Source organism: Agrobacterium sp. RAC06 (assembly GCF_001713475.1).
In the GTDB taxonomy this organism is placed as follows: domain Bacteria; phylum Pseudomonadota; class Alphaproteobacteria; order Rhizobiales; family Rhizobiaceae; genus Allorhizobium.
The window spans coordinates 4,255,502-4,272,721 of sequence record NZ_CP016499.1 but is presented as its reverse complement, the minus strand read 5'-3'; the positions used below and the strand labels follow the sequence as shown (position 1 = coordinate 4,272,721).

At 62.5% G+C, this 17,220-nt stretch carries 17 protein-coding genes; 7 read left to right on the top strand and 10 right to left on the bottom strand.

Annotated features, from left to right (window positions below; genetic code table 11):
- Positions 1–119: 119 nt before the first annotated feature.
- Entirely contained in the window at positions 120–1,019 is a 900-nt protein-coding gene (locus BSY240_RS20255; RefSeq protein ID WP_150127564.1) for a DMT family transporter, read from the top strand.
- 15 nt (positions 1,020–1,034) lie between these two features.
- On the opposite strand, the gene BSY240_RS20250 is transcribed toward BSY240_RS20255, so the two are convergent.
- The 6 genes from BSY240_RS20250 to ung form a co-directional block, all read right to left on the bottom strand.
- Positions 1,035–1,781 (bottom strand): metallophosphoesterase, encoded by a 747-nt coding sequence (locus BSY240_RS20250; RefSeq protein WP_171901602.1) that lies wholly within the window; start codon positions 1,779–1,781, stop codon positions 1,035–1,037.
- A 128-nt stretch (positions 1,782–1,909) separates the two neighbouring features.
- On the bottom strand, positions 1,910–2,293 hold the full coding sequence (locus BSY240_RS24275) for a hypothetical protein (RefSeq protein WP_054148327.1): 384 nt from the start codon (positions 2,291–2,293) through the stop codon (positions 1,910–1,912).
- Between the two features lie 81 nt (positions 2,294–2,374).
- On the bottom strand, positions 2,375–2,773 hold the full coding sequence (locus tag BSY240_RS20240; protein ID WP_054148521.1) for a DUF1236 domain-containing protein: 399 nt from the start codon (positions 2,771–2,773) through the stop codon (positions 2,375–2,377).
- Positions 2,774–3,033: 260 nt separating this feature from the next.
- Entirely contained in the window at positions 3,034–4,461 is a 1,428-nt protein-coding gene (locus BSY240_RS20235) for an aldehyde dehydrogenase family protein (protein ID WP_069043512.1), read from the bottom strand.
- A gap of 111 nt (positions 4,462–4,572) precedes the next feature.
- Complete coding sequence (locus BSY240_RS20230) at positions 4,573–5,847, bottom strand: NAD(P)/FAD-dependent oxidoreductase (RefSeq protein WP_069043511.1); 1,275 nt, start codon at positions 5,845–5,847, stop codon at positions 4,573–4,575.
- A 155-nt stretch (positions 5,848–6,002) separates the two neighbouring features.
- The gene (gene ung / locus BSY240_RS20225) at positions 6,003–6,695 is read right to left on the bottom strand and encodes a uracil-DNA glycosylase (protein WP_054148324.1); all 693 of its coding nucleotides are present in this window, start codon (positions 6,693–6,695) and stop codon (positions 6,003–6,005) included.
- Between the two features lie 98 nt (positions 6,696–6,793).
- Here ung and BSY240_RS20220 point away from each other — a divergent pair, with 98 nt between their 5' ends.
- From BSY240_RS20220 to BSY240_RS20210, 3 genes are all read left to right on the top strand, one after another.
- Positions 6,794–7,153: a hypothetical protein gene (locus tag BSY240_RS20220; protein WP_069043510.1), complete on the top strand. Its 360-nt coding sequence runs from the start codon at positions 6,794–6,796 to the stop codon at positions 7,151–7,153.
- Positions 7,150–7,749: a DedA family protein gene (locus BSY240_RS20215; protein ID WP_054148322.1), complete on the top strand. Its 600-nt coding sequence runs from the start codon at positions 7,150–7,152 to the stop codon at positions 7,747–7,749. The genes BSY240_RS20220 and BSY240_RS20215 overlap by 4 nt, the downstream gene beginning before the upstream one ends.
- An 81-nt stretch (positions 7,750–7,830) precedes the next feature.
- Entirely contained in the window at positions 7,831–9,033 is a 1,203-nt protein-coding gene (locus BSY240_RS20210) for a ceramide glucosyltransferase (RefSeq protein ID WP_069043509.1), read from the top strand.
- Positions 9,034–9,110: 77 nt separating this feature from the next.
- On the opposite strand, the gene BSY240_RS20205 is transcribed toward BSY240_RS20210, so the two are convergent.
- The 3 genes from BSY240_RS20205 to BSY240_RS20195 form a co-directional block, all read right to left on the bottom strand.
- Complete coding sequence (locus BSY240_RS20205) at positions 9,111–10,682, bottom strand: GMC family oxidoreductase (RefSeq protein WP_069043508.1); 1,572 nt, start codon at positions 10,680–10,682, stop codon at positions 9,111–9,113.
- Positions 10,683–10,783: 101 nt separating this feature from the next.
- Complete coding sequence (locus BSY240_RS20200; protein WP_069043507.1) at positions 10,784–11,314, bottom strand: Twin-arginine translocation pathway signal; 531 nt, start codon at positions 11,312–11,314, stop codon at positions 10,784–10,786.
- Positions 11,315–11,437: 123 nt separating this feature from the next.
- Complete coding sequence (locus BSY240_RS20195) at positions 11,438–11,833, bottom strand: VOC family protein (protein WP_069043506.1); 396 nt, start codon at positions 11,831–11,833, stop codon at positions 11,438–11,440.
- Between the two features lie 232 nt (positions 11,834–12,065).
- Here BSY240_RS20195 and BSY240_RS20190 point away from each other — a divergent pair, with 232 nt between their 5' ends.
- Positions 12,066–12,374, top strand: coding sequence for a ribbon-helix-helix domain-containing protein (locus BSY240_RS20190; RefSeq protein ID WP_069044070.1), 309 nt, complete (start codon positions 12,066–12,068; stop codon positions 12,372–12,374).
- A 79-nt stretch (positions 12,375–12,453) separates the two neighbouring features.
- Here BSY240_RS20190 and BSY240_RS20185 read toward each other — a convergent pair whose 3' ends face one another.
- Entirely contained in the window at positions 12,454–13,785 is a 1,332-nt protein-coding gene (locus BSY240_RS20185) for a dicarboxylate/amino acid:cation symporter (protein WP_150127506.1), read from the bottom strand.
- Positions 13,786–14,096: 311 nt separating this feature from the next.
- On the opposite strand from BSY240_RS20185, the gene BSY240_RS20180 reads away from it, so the two are divergent.
- A complete protein-coding gene (locus tag BSY240_RS20180; protein ID WP_083229757.1) occupies positions 14,097–15,878 on the top strand; it encodes a sensor histidine kinase in 1,782 nt (593 codons plus the stop codon).
- Positions 15,875–17,212, top strand: coding sequence for a sigma-54-dependent transcriptional regulator (locus BSY240_RS20175; protein ID WP_069043503.1), 1,338 nt, complete (start codon positions 15,875–15,877; stop codon positions 17,210–17,212). The genes BSY240_RS20180 and BSY240_RS20175 overlap by 4 nt, the downstream gene beginning before the upstream one ends.
- The last annotated feature ends 8 nt before the right edge of the window (positions 17,213–17,220 follow it).

The window sequence follows — 17,220 nt, the reverse complement described above, 5'->3', positions numbered from 1 at the left end:
ATTTGGCTTTTTACGTGACAAAGCGTCCCCCCTGGCCTATTTCGGAGGCAATTGCGCCGTGACGGACCGGGGGGCACACGGTTTCGGCAAGCGGCGTCCGCATGCAGGGAATGACGTCTTTGCCCATCCGCGCCTATACATTTCTCGTCATCACGACCTTGCTCTGGGGCGGCAATACGATTGCTGGCAAGCTGGCGCTTGGCCATGTGAGCCCGATGGTCCTGAGCTTCGGCCGCTGGGCGCTGGCGACCCTCGTGATCGCGTCAATTGCAATCCCGCAGATCCGCAAGGACTGGGATGTCCTCAAAGCCAACTGGAAGCTGCTGATCTTCTACGGCGCGGTGGGCTATGCCGCCTTCAACGGCTTTCTCTATACGGCGCTCAAGTATACCAGCGCGGTCAACGGCGCGATCGAACAGGGTGCGATCCCGGTCCTGATCTTCGTCATCAACTTCCTGCTGTTTCGCATTGCCGTCTCTGCGGTCCAGATCCTGGGCTTCATGATCAGCTTCATCGGGGCTGCCGTCACCGCCTCCCATGGCGATCTCCAGACCTTGCTAACCCTGACGCTGAATTATGGCGATCTGCTGATGCTGTTTGCCGGCATCGCTTACGCGATCTACACCGTGTCATTGCGCTGGAAGCCACCTGTCCACTGGAAGAGCCTGATGGCGGTGCCGGCACTCGCCGCCGCCGTCACCTGTCTGCCGCTTCTCTGGTGGGAAGCGGGCCGAGGCGAGCTGATCCTCCCCGATACGCGCGGCTGGCTGATCATTCTCTATGCCGGGCTGTTCCCCTCGCTGATCTCGCAGATCCTCTACATCAAGGGCGTCGAAGGCATCGGCGCCAACCGGGCCGGCCTCTTCATCAATCTCGTTCCGGTCTTCGGCACGCTGCTATCGGTCACCATTCTCGGCGAAAAGCTGGAAGTCTTCCATGTGGTGGCGTTGGTGCTGGTTCTCGGTGGCATTGCCATCGCCGAATGGGGCAAGCCCGCACCTGACAAGGCTCCGCGCTGACAACCTCAAGAAAGGTTAGCCGACAGAGAGGATTGTCACGTCTCCAGCCAAAACACGCGCCGCTGTCAGCCGCCCGCTGCGATAGCAATGCGTGTCGAGACTGACCCGATCCGGACCGACATGGGCTTCCCGCATCGGCGTATGCCCGTGAAAGACACGGACAGGCAGACCCGGACCGAGATCGAGGAAGGATCGCCTGATCCACATGAGGTCGTCATCGGTCTGCTCGGAAAGCGGTCGCCCCGGCTTTAGACCGGCATGGGCGAAGACATCCGTACCCATGGTGAGCAGCACCGGCAGCGATCTGAGAAACGCCACATGGCTGCTCGGAACTGCATTCCTAATGGCCTCGCGCAAAGCAAATCGGCCAGCAGGCAGAGTGAAACCGTCGATCTCGACCCCGTAGGACGCCAAGGTCGTCTCCGCACCGTGGTCGAGGACCCAGTCACCGGCCGGATCACCGTCGAGAAATGCGAGGAAGGCGTCGTCGTGATTGCCCCGCAGGCTAACCCGCTCGAATCCTGAAGGCGGCGATGCCGTGAGATGATAGAGGACGGCAGCGGATTTCGGGCCTCGGTCGACATAGTCGCCGAGCATCACGATCAGCTTGCGCCCCTCTATCGACTGCGCGTCCTCGCGGATCATGTCTTCCAGCTCCAGAAGCGCATCGAGACAGCCATGCACGTCACCGATTGCGTAGACAGCGGCATAGTCGGAGGGATCGATGACGAGACGTGGTGGGCGACCTGTGTCAGTGCTCATGAGCCCCTCATCACCCATTGGACGTTCTCCTGTCCTGTCGCTGCGCTGCACGCAGTGAGAGAAAAGCGTATCGGCACTAAAAAGGCCAGCCCCAAAGGGGCCGGCCTCGCAATGCTTCAAGACACCGATTAAGGCGTCGTGGTAGGTGGCGGCGTATCGGTGGCACCACCGGTGGGAGCCGGTGTCGCAGGTGTCGCCGGTGCCGGATCGGTTGCCGGCGGCGGGTTGACCGGATCGGCAGCCGGAGGCGTTGCCGAACCTGCCGGCGGCGTCGTCGTGTCAGCCGGCGGCGGAGCCGGAGCATCGGCCGGCGGTGCTGCAGGCGTGCTGCTTTCCGTGGCCGGAGTAACCGGGGTTTCGGCGGTGTCATTGCCACCGAAGACGAAGTATGCGCCGGCTGCGATCACCACGATCAGCAGGACTGCGATGCCCCAGGTCGCGCCGCTGCCCGCAGTGGTCTGCTGGGTGACGTGCGGACGCTGATCGAGGCGGGGGTCAGGACGTTGGTCCATGGTATTTCCTCCTGGTTTGGGTGACCGACCGCTGCGCGGCCGGCCGTTAGCTTGCTTATGTACAATGCTGGCAATCGGCGCTTACTGAACGACGCCGACGACGACATAGGTCTGCGGGTCGACGATGACGCGCTGGTTGTTGACCACGGCATAGGCATAGGTCGGATCCTCGGGGATCGTGGTCAGGACAACTTCCTGCGGAAGAGGTTCACCGACGACCACCTGCCGCTCGATCACGACCGGCTGAGCCGGGACCGGCTGCTGCTGGACATAGGTGACAACCCGGTCCGGCGGCGGGGCGACTGCGGTGCCGGCAATGGCGCCGACGACGCCACCTACGGCGGCACCAACGGGACCGCCGACAATAGCACCGGTCACGGCACCACCGGCAGCACCGGTGACCGTACCTTCCTGCGCCAGGACAGGAGAAGCGACGGCACCAAGTACGACTGCGCCAAGAGCGATAATCTTCGTATTCATGGCTTGATCCTTTCCGTTGACTGCCATTGACGGAAAGAACGGACTTCACGCGAAATTGTTCCGCGCACCTGCCCTAAGGCTCTACTGCAAGCCTTTGGAAAAATTGGCAGAATTTAGGCGGAAGCGTAACATCTGTGGCAGATATTACTTGAGGTGGCAGTAGAACTGCAGTCGCTCAAGGGCGAGCCGATGCCAAAGCTGAAAAGCCCACGGCGCGTTTGCGGCGGGACGGACGGCGTGATGAGTGTTCTGAAAGCCGCTCAGGCGCCCCAGCCAACGATGCCCTTGATCTCGAGAAAGTCGTTGATCCCCCAGTCGGCATATTCGCGCCCGTTGCCGGATTGTTTGTAGCCGCCGAACGGCGCGGACGTGTCCCAGTCCGGATAGTTCAGATAGACGGAGCCCGCGCGCATCTGCCCTGCAACCCGCCGCGCATGGTCGATATCCTGCGACTGAACATAGGCAGCGAGGCCATAGACGGTGTCGTTGGCGATTGCGATCGCCTCCTCTTCGGTCTCGTAGGGCATGATCGACAGCACGGGGCCGAAAATCTCTTCACGGGCGATCGTCATATCCGGCGTCACATGGCCGAAAACCGTAGGGCGGATATAGTAGCCGCGGTTCAGGCCCTCGGGCCGCCCGGGACCGCCGGTGACCAGCAGCGCGCCTTCTTCGATCCCCATTTCGATCAGCCGCTGGATCTTGTTGTATTGAATGTCGCTCACCACAGGACCGAGGACGGTATCTTCGGCTCTGGGATCACCGACCTTGTGAGCGTCCGCAGCCTCGCGCGCAATATGAAGCGCCTCGTCATGGCGATCGGCCGGGACCAGCATCCGGGTCGGCGCATCGCAGGACTGGCCCGAATTGCCGAAACAGCCCTCCACGCCCTTGCGCACGGCAGTTTCGAGATCGGCATCCGGAAGGATGATGTTCGCCGACTTGCCGCCCAGTTCCTGAGCCACACGCTTGACCGTGTCGGCCGCCGTCTTGGCGACGATGATGCCGGCCCGCGTCGAACCGGTGAACGACACCATGTCGACATCGGGATGGCCTGCCATCACCTGGCCAACTTCGGGGCCGCGGCCGTTGACCAGGTTGAACACCCCATCAGGCGTCCCAGCCGCCTGCATCACCTCGGCAAAGATCAGCCCCGAGACCGGCGCGATCTCCGAGGGCTTGAGCACGACGGTGCAGCCGGCGGCAATTGCCGGAGCAACCTTGCAGACGATCTGGTTGAGCGGCCAGTTCCAGGGCGTGATAAGCGCACAGACGCCGATTGGCTCCTTGACGATGCGGGTCGAGCCACGCTGTTCCATGAATTCGAAGCTCTTGAAGGCGGCAATCGTTGCCTCCAGATGCGCTCGCCCTGCCCCGGCTTGAGAGTCTCGTGCGAAAGTGAGCGGCGCACCCATTTCACGACTGATGGCCTGGGCGATGTCGTCGAAGCGCTCGTTGTAAACAGCAAGGATGCGCACAAGAAGCGCCAGTCGCTCCGACCGGTCGGTCAGCGAGAAAGTGGCAAAGGCTTTTCGGGCGGCTGCCACGGCGCGTTCGACATCGCCGCGTCCGCCGATGGAGATCGTCGTAAAGGTCTCCTCGGTGGACGGATCGATCACGTCCAGCACTGCAGGCTCCAGCGGATCGACCCACGCACCGTCTATGAAGAACTTCAGATGGTTGGACATGCGCGCTCCAGCGGAGTGAAAGTAAGGTATTTTGCACTATTGGTCACATGCCGGATCACGGCAAGCATCCAAAACGGCGTGATCAGGCTTTCCCCAACCTCAATGCGGGGATCAGCGTTCCAGTCCATCGAGCAATCTATACCAGGCAAGATGGGCAGCGACACCGAGACGTCGGAAGCGATGCAGCGGAATGGGTACCACGGGCGTGATCGGCAGTGGCAGGGCCTCCCGGCTGCCCTCGGCCAGATACCGCGCGAGAGCCCGACCGAGCGCCACCATCAGCCCAATGCCGCGCCCCTGGCAGCCGACCGCCATCAGAAGCCCCGGATGGGGTTCATGAAGATGCGGCAGATTGTCGGGCGTCATCGCGACACGACCGAACCAGCGCTGCTCGATCCGCACGGAGCCAAGCATCGGAAACAGACGAAGCGTGGCCCGCTCCAGATGCAGCCAATCGTCTGTCGATTGCGGTACGCGCATCGGCCCCCGTCCACCGAGAACCAGACGACCGTCTGCGCTGCGGCGATAGTAGACGAGGATCCGCCGGCTGTCTGACACCGCCTGTCCGCTTGGCAGGACGAAATCGAAATCCGGCGGTAGCGGCTGCGTGGCAATCTGGAAGGAATGCAGCCAGACGAGGCTCTGGGCAAGGTTCGGCACCAGCCCCTCGGAATAGGCGTTGGTCGCAACAAGGACTTTCGGCGCCCGGAACGAGCGGCCGGATTGCGTTGTGATTTGCCAGAACGCTCCGTCCCTCTGCAGCGACATGGCGGCATCATTCAGAACAAGCGCCGCGCCGGCTTCCGTCGCGACACGCGCCAGTTCATGCACGAGCGCCAGCGGATTGACGACACCGGCGCGACGGTCGAGAAAACCGCCGCGATAGCCTTCGGCACCGGTCAGAAGCGCAATCTCTGCAGAATTGAGAAGCGCCACATCCGCCCCTTGAGCCCGCCATTGCCGATTGCGCTGAGCGGCCGCCTGCATGGCGGTCTCGGTATGCGCCGCCTGGATCCAGCCGGAGCGCGTATGCTCGACATCGAGCCCCTCTCGGGCGATGAGATCGAAGACAAGATCTGCCGTCCCCGCCGAAAACTCGATCAGCCTTCGGCCGGTCTCTTCACCGAAAAGCGCAAGCAGCGTTTCCGGATCCTGCTTCAGTCCCGGGATCACCTGGCCGCCATTCACCCCGGATGCACCGTCACCGATCCCGCCGGCTTCGATGACCTGAACCGAAAGCCCGGCGCGGGCCGCATGCAATGCTGTCGAAAGACCCTGATACCCGGCACCAATGACAACAAGGTCGAGATCGCCCTCTTCACAGCGACAAAGAAGCGGCGAAACGGGCCGTCGCCAAACGGACGAAACCGGAATTGCGGACTGCATAAAGGTGAGACCTGAAAACGACTGGAAAAATCGTCGAGCAATCTGCCCCGCCCCAATAAAGCACACAATAAACGTCAGGCTGTATTTTGTTCGCTCGGTAGAATGACGATTTACTTACTTAAGCAGGTTTCGATAAGGGCATCCAGGATCCCGCCTCATGCTTCGCTGGGCAACTGCCAATCAATCGCATTTCTGCCCTTGGAGAGAAGATAATCATTGGCTTGCGAAAAATGCCGGCAGCCGAAGAAACCGTTATGTGCTGAAAGCGGCGAGGGATGCGGCGCCTTCAAGATCAGATGGCGGGACCCATCGACAAAGGCAGCCTTCTTCTGCGCGTAGGAGCCCCACAGCATGAAGACGACATGCTCGCAATCCTCGTTGACGGCGCGGATCACCGCATCGGTAAACCGCTCCCAGCCTTGCCCCTGATGCGAGGCCGCCCGCGCCTCTTCGACCGTCAGCACGCTGTTGAGAAGCAGCACACCCTGTTGCGCCCAGTGCTCCAGGAAGCCGTGCCGCGCCGGCGCAATGCCGAGGTCGCTCTGCAGCTCCTTGTAGATGTTGACGAGCGAGGGCGGGATGCGCACGCCGGGTTTGACGCTGAAGCACAACCCATGCGCCTGCCCCGCCCCGTGATAGGGATCCTGGCCGAGGATCACCACCCGGACTTCGTCGAGCGGGGTCAGATCAAGCGCCCGGAAATACTCCGCACCCTTGGGGAAGATCTGCTTGCCAGCCGCCTTTTCTGCCCTCAGGAAATCCTTGAGATTGCGCATGTAGGGCTGCGCGAACTCGTCTCCCAGCACCGCTTTCCAGCTGTCTTCGAGCCGGACACCCACCTCCGCCATTGCCGCCGCTCCTCGTTCTCGCTTACATGCTTCGTGACGATAGAGAGCCGGCAACCGGACCTGTCAACCTCAACCCGACCTGAGCACACAAGAGAACCGTGAAGTCATTCCTGAAACTCTGGCGCCGCCAGCGCATTCTGACATCGGCATTCCTGCTGGCGATGGCGCTCGCAATCTTCTTCGCCGGGCGAACGATTTTCTTCGTGACCTACTGGAACGACCCCGCCCGCCAGGACCTTCCGCCTGAACCCTGGATGACGATCGGCTATGTCGCCCATTCCTGGCATGTGCCGGTCGAGAAGCTCGCCCGCGACCTTGATCTGCCACCGCCGCCAAAGGATGGCCCGCGACCCTCGCTGGAGCGATTGGCAGAAGAGCGTGGCCAGGACTTCGAAGAGTTCAAGGCCGAGATAGAGGCCTCCCTTGCCGAACTGCGCCGGCAGGTGCCTCCGAGATGACCCTGACCGAGACGCTGCTCGCATCGCTGCCGTCCTATGGCCTGTTGCTGCTTGCGCTGGTCGTCGGCATCAGTTGCCTCGGCGCGCCCCTGCCCGCCTCGATCGTCATGATGCTGATGGGCGCATTGGCGGCCGCCGGAGACTTCACGCTGGCCTATGTCATTGCCGTGGCACTCGCCTCGGCCGTGGCGGGAGACCAGATCGGCTACATGCTTGGCCGCCTCGCCGGACAGCGCCTCGTCCCGATCGTCAGCCGCGAGCCGGCACGCCGCAAAGCGATAGAACGGGCGCAGCACGAGATGGATGCACGCGGGACTGTCGCCGTCTTTCTCACCCGCTGGCTGCTTTCCCCGCTCGGCCCCTATCTGAACCTTTTGGCCGGAGCCTCAGGCTTTTCCTGGGCCCGCTTCACGCTGGCAGGCCTCCTTGGAGAGATGGTCTGGGTCGGTCTCTATACCGGTCTCGGAGCGGCCTTCAGCGAGAGCGTCACGGAGATCGCCGAAATCAGCGGCAGCATCAGCGGCTTCCTGGCGGCCGGTGCCGTTGCCGCATTCCTGGGTTTCAAACTGCTTCGCGCTCTGCGCAGCAAGGACTGAAGCCACATCTCGAACCCGGTGAGGCTTCGCCGAACTGTCACACAGCGGTGCTATCCGGATACCAAAATCCGGAGACTCGCCATGACTTTTCTGATCTGGTTTGCCGCGATCGCGCTTCTCGCCCAGCTTGCAAGCATCGCCATCGTCCTCTCCGTCAAGCTGCGCCACCGAAGCCGAGAGGCTGCGCCGACGCCGCGCCCGCCGGTCACCCTCATCCGCCCGATCTGCGGACTGGAAAACAATCTCGAGCGCTGCCTCGCATCCTCCTTCCGGCTCGATTGGCCGACCTATGAAATCCTTTTTTGTGTCGCAAGAGCCGACGATCCCGCTGCCGCCCTCGCGCGCCGGCTGATGGCGGAGCATCCCGACGTCCCATCGACACTTCTCGTTGGCGAAGACCCCTTCAGCGCCAATCCCAAGCTGAACAACGTGGTCAAGGGCTGGCGCTCCGCCCGCCATGACTGGATCGTCATGACCGACAGCAACGTGCTGATGCCAGCAGACACCATCGAGCGCATGATCGCCCGCTGGGACAGCGGGACCGGCCTCGTCTGCTCGCCACCGGCGGGAACCGAGCCGGAGAACGCCGGCGCCCTTCTCGAAAGCGCCTGGCTCAACAGTTTCCAGGCCCGCTGGCAGCTCTTCGCCGACGCCTGTGGCTTTGGCTTTGCCCAGGGCAAATCGATGCTCTTCAACCGTCATGTGATGACGCAGCTCGGCGGTTTCGAGCGACTGGGCGACGAAGTCGCCGAGGATGCCGCCGCAACACTGCTGATCCGCACTGCGGGCCTCAAGGTCCGCATCGTTCACGAGCCCTTCCCGCAGCCGCTCGGCAAGCGGGACATCGCCGCCGTCTGGAAGCGACAGCTGCGCTGGGCGCGCCTGCGCCGCGCCTCGTTCCCGCTCTATTTCCTGCCGGAAATCCTGACCGGCGCAGCCCTGCCGACGGCAGCCATGATTGCGCTCGCGGCGACAGGTACACTGCCGCTTCTCGCCCCGCTCGCCTATCTTGCCGCCTGGTATGGCGCAGAAGTGCTGCTCGCTCGAGGCTATGGCTGGCCAAGCAGCTGGCGCATCCTGCCCGCGATGCTCGCCCGTGATCTGCTTTTGCCGGCTCTCTTTGTCGCCGCCTGGTTCGGCAGCGGTTTCGAATGGCGCGGCAATGCGATGACTGTCGCCGACAACGACAACAGCCGCAGCGCACGCATCCGCGAGGCCGTTCTCCGCACCCGCAACAAGGCACGCGAGAAAGCCCGCGCTCTGGTTGCGGCCCGAAGCCACTAAGGCTCTTCTCCCCACGAAAAAGCGGGCAGGACCGCTCGTCGCGATCGCTGCCCGCAAGAGGGAGGTAGTTCCGCCTCTCAGATCGTGCCTTGGCCCATCTGTTCGGCAATGTAATCCGCCTGGCGGATCGCAAGAGAGACGATCGTCAGGGTCGGATTTTCGGCCGCTCCGGTGGTGAACTGGCTGCCATCGGAGACGAAAAGGTTGCTGATGTCGTGGCTCTGTCCCCATTTGTTGACGACGCCGTCCTGCGCCTTCTCGCTCATCCGGTTCGTGCCGAGATTGTGCGTTGACGGATAGGGCGGTGTCGGGAAGGCGCGGGTTGCCCCAACTGCCTCATAGAGGGCCACGCCCTGCTTGTAGGCATGATTGCGCATGGCCTCGTCGTTTGGATGGTCGGTAAACCAGACATCCGGGATCGGCATGCCGTATTTGTCCTTAAGCTCGCCATGCAGCTTCACGGCATTCTGCTCCTGCGGCATGTCCTCGCCGACGATCCACAGGCCCGCCATATTGGCATACTGGTCCATCGCAGATGCAAACGAGCGACCCCAGCCACCGGGATCCAGGAAAGCTGCCATGAAGGGTACGCCGAGCGCCAGCGTCTCGAGCTCATAGCCACCGACGAAGCCGCGGGACGGATCGTGACGTGCCTCGTCCTGGATGATCCCTGCCATGGTCGTGCCGCGATAGAAATGCACCGGCTTGTCGAAGACGGCATAGACCGAGCCGGTCGTATGGCGCATGTAGTTCTTGCCGACCTGGCCGGAGGAGTTGGCGAGACCATCCGGGAACTTCGACGAGGCGGAGTTGAGCAGCAGGCGCGGGCTTTCGATCGAATTGCCGGCAACGCAGATGATGCGCGCCTTCTGGCTTTGCAGATTGCCATCCTTGTCGGCATAGACAACGGCTGTCACCTTGCCCGAGTCATCATGCTCGATCTTGACGACATGCGAGTTCGGCCGGACTTCGAGCTTGCCGGTCGCCTCGCCCTTCGGGATTTCCGTGTAGAGCGTCGACCACTTCGCGCCCCATTTACAGCCCTGGAAGCAGAAGCCGGTCTGCTGACAGCTCATGCGGTCATCGCGATCGGCCGAGTTGATCGCCATGTTGCCGGTGTGACAGTTCTTGTAACCCAGCTTGTCGGCACCGGCCTTCAGGATCTTGAAGTTGTTGTTGCCGGGCAGGCCCTCGATCCCGTTGGTGCGGGTCACGCCCATCTTGTCTTCGGCCTTGGCATAGTAAGGCTCGAGATCGGCGAGTGTGATCGGCCAGTCGAGGAGATTGGCGCCCTCGACCTTGCCGTAATGGGTCAGCGTCTTGAACTCGTGCTCCTGGATGCGCAGCGAGGCACCCGCCCAGTGGGTGGTGGTGCCGCCGACCGCCTTGACGATCCAGGCCGGCAGGTTGGGGAAGTCCTTCGACACCCGCCAGCCGCCACCGGTGGTGCGGTTGTCGAGCCAGGCGAGCTGAGAAAAGCTCTCCCATTCGTCATTGATGAAATCCTCGTATTCGATACGGGCGCCGGCTTCGAGCACGACCACGTCGATGCCCTTCTGGGCAAGCTCGTTGGCAAGCGTGCCGCCGCCTGCACCGGAACCGATGATGACGACCACGCTGTCGTCGTTGAGATCATAGGGCGCTGCCATGTTTTCCTCCCGGGAAATCGGTCAATTTGGGTAAGCGCCGCCGTTCCCATCCGCGATGGGCCTCCTTCCGGCGACGATGAATGCTTGTCCTAGGGTTAAGCTCAGAGCCAGGTGATGTCGTCGAACCCGCGCTCGATATAGCCGCCCTTGGAATAGGACTCGCCCTCGTAGCCGAAGATCGGCCAGATCTCCTTCTGGTTATAGAGGCTGACCACGAGATCGCCGCGTACAGCCTGGAAGAAGGGCGTCGTCTCGATGTCGCGCAGGATCGCCACGCGATCGTCTTCCCAGCCGAGCCCACGATAGCCGCCAGCACCGGCTCTGCTGTCGAGATCGGCGATGCCGTCTTCGATCAGCGCCTTGTGCTTCTCGTCCTTAGCAGCCATCGTGTCCTGACCCTTGACGGCTGCCGCATAGAAGCGCTCGGCGAGCTGGTCATGCGGGTAGATGTCGCGCGCCATCTTGATGAGCGTCGCGAGCGTGTCCGGCTTCAGGGCAGTCGCCTCCAGGCCCCAGGCCTGGTCGGGACAGATGACGGCAGTGCCCGTAATCATCAGCACGGCACTCGCCGCACCGGTCTTCAGAAGCTGGCGACGGGACATGCCCCCGGTCTTGTCGAGTATCGTAACCACGTCATTCTCCTCCCATGAGATGATGCGCAACGGCGTTTTACCGTCACCCTTGGAAGGCGCGCTGCCGCGCCCGCCGGCTGCGAAAACATACGACCGAGGGCTCCTCTTCCCCCGGCCATACGATCATTTGTACCGTCCGTGCCGCTGCAGGACCTCGATCTTGTAGCCATCGGGATCGGTGATGAAGAAGAAGCGGGCAAGCAGCGCCCCGTCGCGGTTGAACTCGACGATCTTGCCCGGGTTCAGACCAAGATCCGTCAGCCGCTTGTGTTCGGCGTCGAGGTCCGAGACGCTGACGGCAAGATGGCCGTAGCCGGTCCCGAGCTCATAGGCCTCCTCGCGACCCTTGTTGACCGTGAGTTCAAGCTCGAACTCGCTCTCAGGATTGCTGAGATAGATCAGGGTGAAGGTCTCGAAATCGAGACGTTCTGCGACTTCCAGACCGAATGCCTGGACGTAGAAGGAAACGGATCGGACCTCTTCAAGGACACGGATCATCGAATGGATCATTTTCGCCAATGGGCTGCTCCTCGCATGCTGACAAATGTCATGTTTGCAGAATGTCGCGATTTGCCGGAAGGCTGGTAGCAGCCCATTACCGCAGCCGATTATTTTCGCCGAAAGATGTATTCATTCTTCGCACCCGGGCGTGGCAGTTTAGAAAAGACGGAAATTGACCGAAGCGTCGGCGCGCAACATAATGCTCAAAACACTGAAGAACGAAAAAACTGATATCAGGGAGGAGCATGCCATGTGTGAAGTCTTCGCAGGACAGGACCCGGGCCGCTATCGCGCGGTCAACCGCTCCGTCCGCATTGGTGGTCATTCCACCAGCATCCAGCTTGAAGCCGCCTTCTGGGTGCTGATCGACGAGATCGCCGCCAGCCAGAATTTCTCGACATCCCGCTTCCTGTCGACACTCCACGACGAAGCACTGGAGATCAACGGTTCGGTTTCGAACTTCGCATCCCTGCTTCGGACGAGCTGTCTGATCTACCTGATGAGCAAGGCGCAGAACCCGGCACAGCCGCCGGAATTCCACATCATCGCCGCCGAGTAGAGGCAAACAAAAAGCGCGGCCCGATGAATACCGGGCCGCGCTTCAGTTCCGATCGCCGTCTTGGGTCGGCGCGGAAGTATTATTCCGCCGGCTGCAGTGCCGGCTGGATGTCGTCCTCTTCGAGAACCTTGCCACCGAGGGCTGCATGGAAGAGCGTCTGGTCGAGTTCACCTTCCCAGCGCGCGACGACGACGGTTGCCACCGCATTGCCGATGAAGTTGGTGAGCGCCCGGCATTCCGACATGAAGCGGTCGATGCCGAGGATCAACGCCATGCCCGCGACCGGAACGGCGGGAACGACGGACAGAGTGGCCGCGAGGGTAATGAAGCCAGCACCGGTGATGCCGGCCGCCCCCTTCGAGCTCAGCATGGCAACGGCCAGCAGCAGGATCTGGTCACCGAGCGGCAAGTGGATATCCGTCGCCTGAGCGATGAAGAGCGCCGCCAGCGTCATATAGATATTCGTGCCGTCGAGGTTGAAGGAGTAGCCGGTCGGGATGACGAGGCCTACGACCGAGCGCTTGCAGCCAGCCTTTTCCATCTTGTTCATCAGGCCCGGAAGGGCTGCTTCCGAGGACGACGTCCCGAGAACGAGCAGCAGCTCTTCCTTGATGTAGCGGATGAGCGCCAGGATCGAGAAGCCGTTGTAACGGCAGACAGCCCCGAGGATCACCGCCACGAACAGGAAGGACGTGAGGTAGAAGGTGCCGATCAGCATGGCGAGATTGGTGACCGAGCCGATGCCATATTTGCCGATGGTGAACGCCATGGCGCCGAAGGCACCGATTGGTGCGGCCTTCATCAGGATGGCGACAAGCTTGAAGACTGGCGCGATGACCGCCTGCAGGAAGTCGGTGACCGGCTTGCCGCGCTCGCCGACAAGCGCCAGCGAAATGCCGAACAGGATCGAGAAGAACAACACCTGCAGGATGTCGCCATCGGCAAAGGCCCCAACGATCGTCGTCGGGATGATGTTCATCAGGAAGCCTGTGATCGACGAGTCATGCGCCTTCTCCGTATAGGTCGCCACAGCCGCCGCATCGAGCGTGGCCGGATCGATATGCATGCCCGCACCCGGCTGCACGACATTGGCAACGACGAGGCCGACGACAAGCGCCAGCGTCGAGAAGGTGAAGAAGTAGAGCATCGCCTTCCCGGCGACCCGGCCGACCTTCTTCATGTCGCTCATGCCGGCAATGCCGGTGGCGACAGTCAGGAAGATGACCGGCGCAATGATCATCTTGACCAGCTTGATGAAGGCGTCACCCAGCGGCTTCAACTGTGCGCCGATCTCGGGATAGAAATGGCCGAGCAGGATGCCAGCGACGATCGCGGCGAGGACCTGAACATAGAGAAGCTTATAGAAGGGCTGCCGGCCCACGGGCGCGTGCTCTGCGGTATCGATATGCATGTTTTCCTCCATGGTCGCCCTGACGGAACGAGTTCCGGCCTCCCGGGCGATGGCTTAACTGACTGGAAGCGGCGCGGCCGCTTGGAAGAAAGGTTAGCAAGGCGCATGCCAGACCGAGGAAACGGAGCCAAAGCCCTGATAGAATTGAATTTTATACGCACTCAGACTTGATTCACCACATAAGAGCGTGCGGTTTTCCACACAAGTGTGATGTGTTAGAATGCGATCTACCGCACACCCTATCAGGACCAACATACGTGATGCCGCCCTTTCGAAGCTCAAGTCGCACACTCTGGCTCATCTGTGCCGTTGTGGCAGTTCTGCTGTCAGGCCTCGCATTGTTCTACGCCGGCGAGAAGGGCAAGATCCTGGCGCTGGACGCCGTCGCAGAGGACGCGCAGACCGATGCCGAGCTGAAGCGCGCGTTGCTGATTGCCGTGCTCGACCGCTCACGCACCCTGCCCTTCGTGCTGGGGACGGACGCCGAACTGGCCGACACATTGCAGGCACCCGGCCCCGACAGCGTCAACCGCCTGAACGAAAAGCTGGAGGCCCTCACCTCGGGAACCGGCGCATCCGTGATCTATGTCGTCAACACCGAGGGATTGACGATCGCCGCCAGCAACTTCCGTCAGCCCGACAGCTTCGTCGGCAGCAACTATGCCTTCCGCGAATACTTCACCGGGGCGATGGCAAGCGGCACGGCCGAACAGTATGCGCTGGGCAATGTCAGCCGCAGGCCAGGGCTCTATCTCTCCCGCCGCGTCGATAACGATGCCGGCCAACCATTGGGCGTCGTGGTCGTCAAGGTCGAGTTCAACGCGCTGGAACAGGACTGGCAGCGGTCCGGACGCCCGACCTATGTCACCGACACAAGAGGCATCGTCCTGATCACCAGCCGTCCGGATTGGCGTTTTTTCACCATCACCGACATCCCCCAGCAAGATCGGCTGGCTATCCGCGACAGCCTGCAATTTGGCGAAGCCCCGCTTTTGCCAGTCCCGATCTGGTCGCTCTTCGACCTTGACGGACACACGATGGTGGCGACCGACGCCTCCGGTGCGCGTCCGCGCCAGCCGCATGTCGCCGAGACCCTGCCGGTGCCCGGAACGCCTTGGACCTTGCATCTGCTGGCACCCGCCGCAGCAGCGATGGATGCCGGCACCTTGCACGGGCGCACCACGGCAGTCGCGCTCGGCCTGCCCTTGCTCGCCGCGGCTGGCTATTTCCTGTATCGCAGCGGTCGCGCTGCCCGCCGCACAGCAGAGGCGAAGGCCGCGCAGGCGGAACTTGAACGCCAGGTAACCCTGCGCACGGTAGAACTCACCGAAGCCCGCGACCGCCTTGAGGCCGAGATCGCCGAACACAGGGCAACCGACACCCGCCTCCAGGGCGTGCAGCAGGATCTCGTCCAGGCCAACCGTCTGGCGATCCTCGGCCAGGTCGCAGCCGGCGTGGCGCATGAGATCAACCAGCCGGTCGCCACCATCCGCGCCTATGCAGACAATGCGAAAACCTTCCTCGCTCGCGGCAACGGCGATCAGGCACAGGAAAACCTTGGCCTGATCGCCGAGCTCACTGACCGCATCGGCGCAATCACCGGCGAGCTGAAGGGTCTTGCCCGCAAGGGCCGCCAGGCCGGCGAACCTGTCGAAGTCAAGGCTGCGGTCGACGGGGCCCTCTTCCTGTTGAAGAGCCGCTTCGCTGGCAGCTTCGATCGCCTCACCATCAGTGACATCCCTGTCGATCTCAAAGTGCTTGGCCAGCGCATCCGCCTAGAACAGGTGCTGATCAATCTCCTGCAGAATGCACTTGAAGCCATTGAAGGCAAAGCGGATGGCGATATCCGCGTCGGGATTGCGCGCCTCTCCGACGACGAGGTCGATCTTGCGATCAGCGATACTGGCCCCGGCCTGCCGCCTCACGTTAGGGACAACCTGTTCATACCTTTCACCACCTCCAAGGAGGCAGGGCTCGGCCTGGGCCTCGTGATCGCCCGTGACATCGTCACTGAATACGGCGGACGGCTTTCGGTCGAGACGAGCGCGGCGGGCACCACCTTCACCATCACTCTCACGAGGGCACGGGCATGAGCAGCGGCATCGAGATCATCCTCGTCGACGACGACCAGGCTTTGCGCCGCGCCACCCGCCAGACCCTGGAGCTTGCCGGTTATGCCGTGCACGACTTCGGTGCGGCAGCCCAGGCGCTCGCCCAAGTTTCGCAGAAAAGCGAGGCCGTCGTCGTCACCGATATCCGCATGGCCGGCATGGACGGGCTGGAACTCTTCGCCCGCATCCGCAGCCTCGACCCGGATCTGCCGGTCCTGCTGATCACAGGCCATGGCGATGTCGACATGGCCGTGCGCGCGCTGCATGACGGCGCCTATGACTTCATCGCCAAGCCCTTCCCCGCCGAGCGGCTCGTCCAGAGCGTCGCCCGCGCTGCCGAAAAACGCCGGCTGGTGCTCGAAAACCGCCGCCTGCGTGAGGCAGCCACGACCATGCCCGACGATCTGCCCCTCATCGGCCAGACACCGGCCATGGAGCATCTGCGCCAGACGCTCCGCCAGATCGCCGATACCGATGTCGACGTGCTGATCGCCGGCGAAACCGGCAGCGGCAAGGAAGTGGTGGCAACACTCTTGCATCGCTGGAGCCGCCGCACAAAAGGTAACTTCGTTGCGCTGAATTGCGGCGCGCTGCCCGAGACGGTGATCGAAAGCGAGCTCTTCGGCCACGAGGCCGGCGCCTTTACCGGCGCGCAGAAGAAGCGCGTCGGCCGCATCGAACATGCAAGCGGCGGCACGCTGTTTCTCGACGAGATCGAGAGCATGCCGCTGTCCACCCAGGTGAAAATGCTGCGGGTCCTGGAAATGCGCGAGGTAAGCCCGCTCGGCACCAACGAGGTGAGGCCCGTCGACCTGCGCGTCGTCGCCGCCGCCAAACTCGATCTCGGCAATCCGGCCGAGCGCGGCGAGTTCCGTGAAGACCTCTATTATCGCCTGAACGTCGTGACGATCTCCATCCCGCCACTGCGCGAACGCCGCGCCGATATCCCGCTGCTCTTTGCCCACTTCGCCACCCGCGCCGCCGAACGCTTCCGCCGCGACATACCCGTCATGACGACCGAGGTGCGCCGTCATCTGGAGACCCACTGCTGGCCGGGCAATGTCCGCGAACTCTCGCATTTTGCCGAGCGGGTCGTGCTCGGGATTACGCCGCCGCCGAAACGGGCGCCAGGGTCAGCCACACCGGGCCTCACCCTGCCCGAGCAAATGGAACGACACGAGGCCGAGCTGATCCGCGAGGCACTGATCGCAAACAAGGGCGACGTGCGTTCGACGCTCGAGACGCTCGGCATTCCCCGCAAGACCTTTTACGACAAGCTCCAGCGCCACGGCATCAACCGCGCCGATTACGAATAGCTGGATAC

Coding starts and splice junctions, on each gene's coding strand:
- BSY240_RS20190 (WP_069044070.1), top strand. CDS start 12,066: ATGTGTGAAGTCTTCGCAGGACAGGACCCGGGCCGCTATCGCGCGGTC.
- BSY240_RS20185 (WP_150127506.1), bottom strand. CDS start 13,785: ATGCATATCGATACCGCAGAGCACGCGCCCGTGGGCCGGCAGCCCTTC.
- BSY240_RS20175 (WP_069043503.1), top strand. CDS start 15,875: ATGAGCAGCGGCATCGAGATCATCCTCGTCGACGACGACCAGGCTTTG.
- BSY240_RS20210 (WP_069043509.1), top strand. CDS start 7,831: ATGACTTTTCTGATCTGGTTTGCCGCGATCGCGCTTCTCGCCCAGCTT.
- BSY240_RS20230 (WP_069043511.1), bottom strand. CDS start 5,847: ATGCAGTCCGCAATTCCGGTTTCGTCCGTTTGGCGACGGCCCGTTTCG.
- BSY240_RS24275 (WP_054148327.1), bottom strand. CDS start 2,293: ATGGACCAACGTCCTGACCCCCGCCTCGATCAGCGTCCGCACGTCACC.
- BSY240_RS20240 (WP_054148521.1), bottom strand. CDS start 2,773: ATGAATACGAAGATTATCGCTCTTGGCGCAGTCGTACTTGGTGCCGTC.
- BSY240_RS20235 (WP_069043512.1), bottom strand. CDS start 4,461: ATGTCCAACCATCTGAAGTTCTTCATAGACGGTGCGTGGGTCGATCCG.
- BSY240_RS20250 (WP_171901602.1), bottom strand. CDS start 1,781: ATGAGCACTGACACAGGTCGCCCACCACGTCTCGTCATCGATCCCTCC.
- ung (WP_054148324.1), bottom strand. CDS start 6,695: ATGGCGGAGGTGGGTGTCCGGCTCGAAGACAGCTGGAAAGCGGTGCTG.
- BSY240_RS20215 (WP_054148322.1), top strand. CDS start 7,150: ATGACCCTGACCGAGACGCTGCTCGCATCGCTGCCGTCCTATGGCCTG.
- BSY240_RS20205 (WP_069043508.1), bottom strand. CDS start 10,682: ATGGCAGCGCCCTATGATCTCAACGACGACAGCGTGGTCGTCATCATC.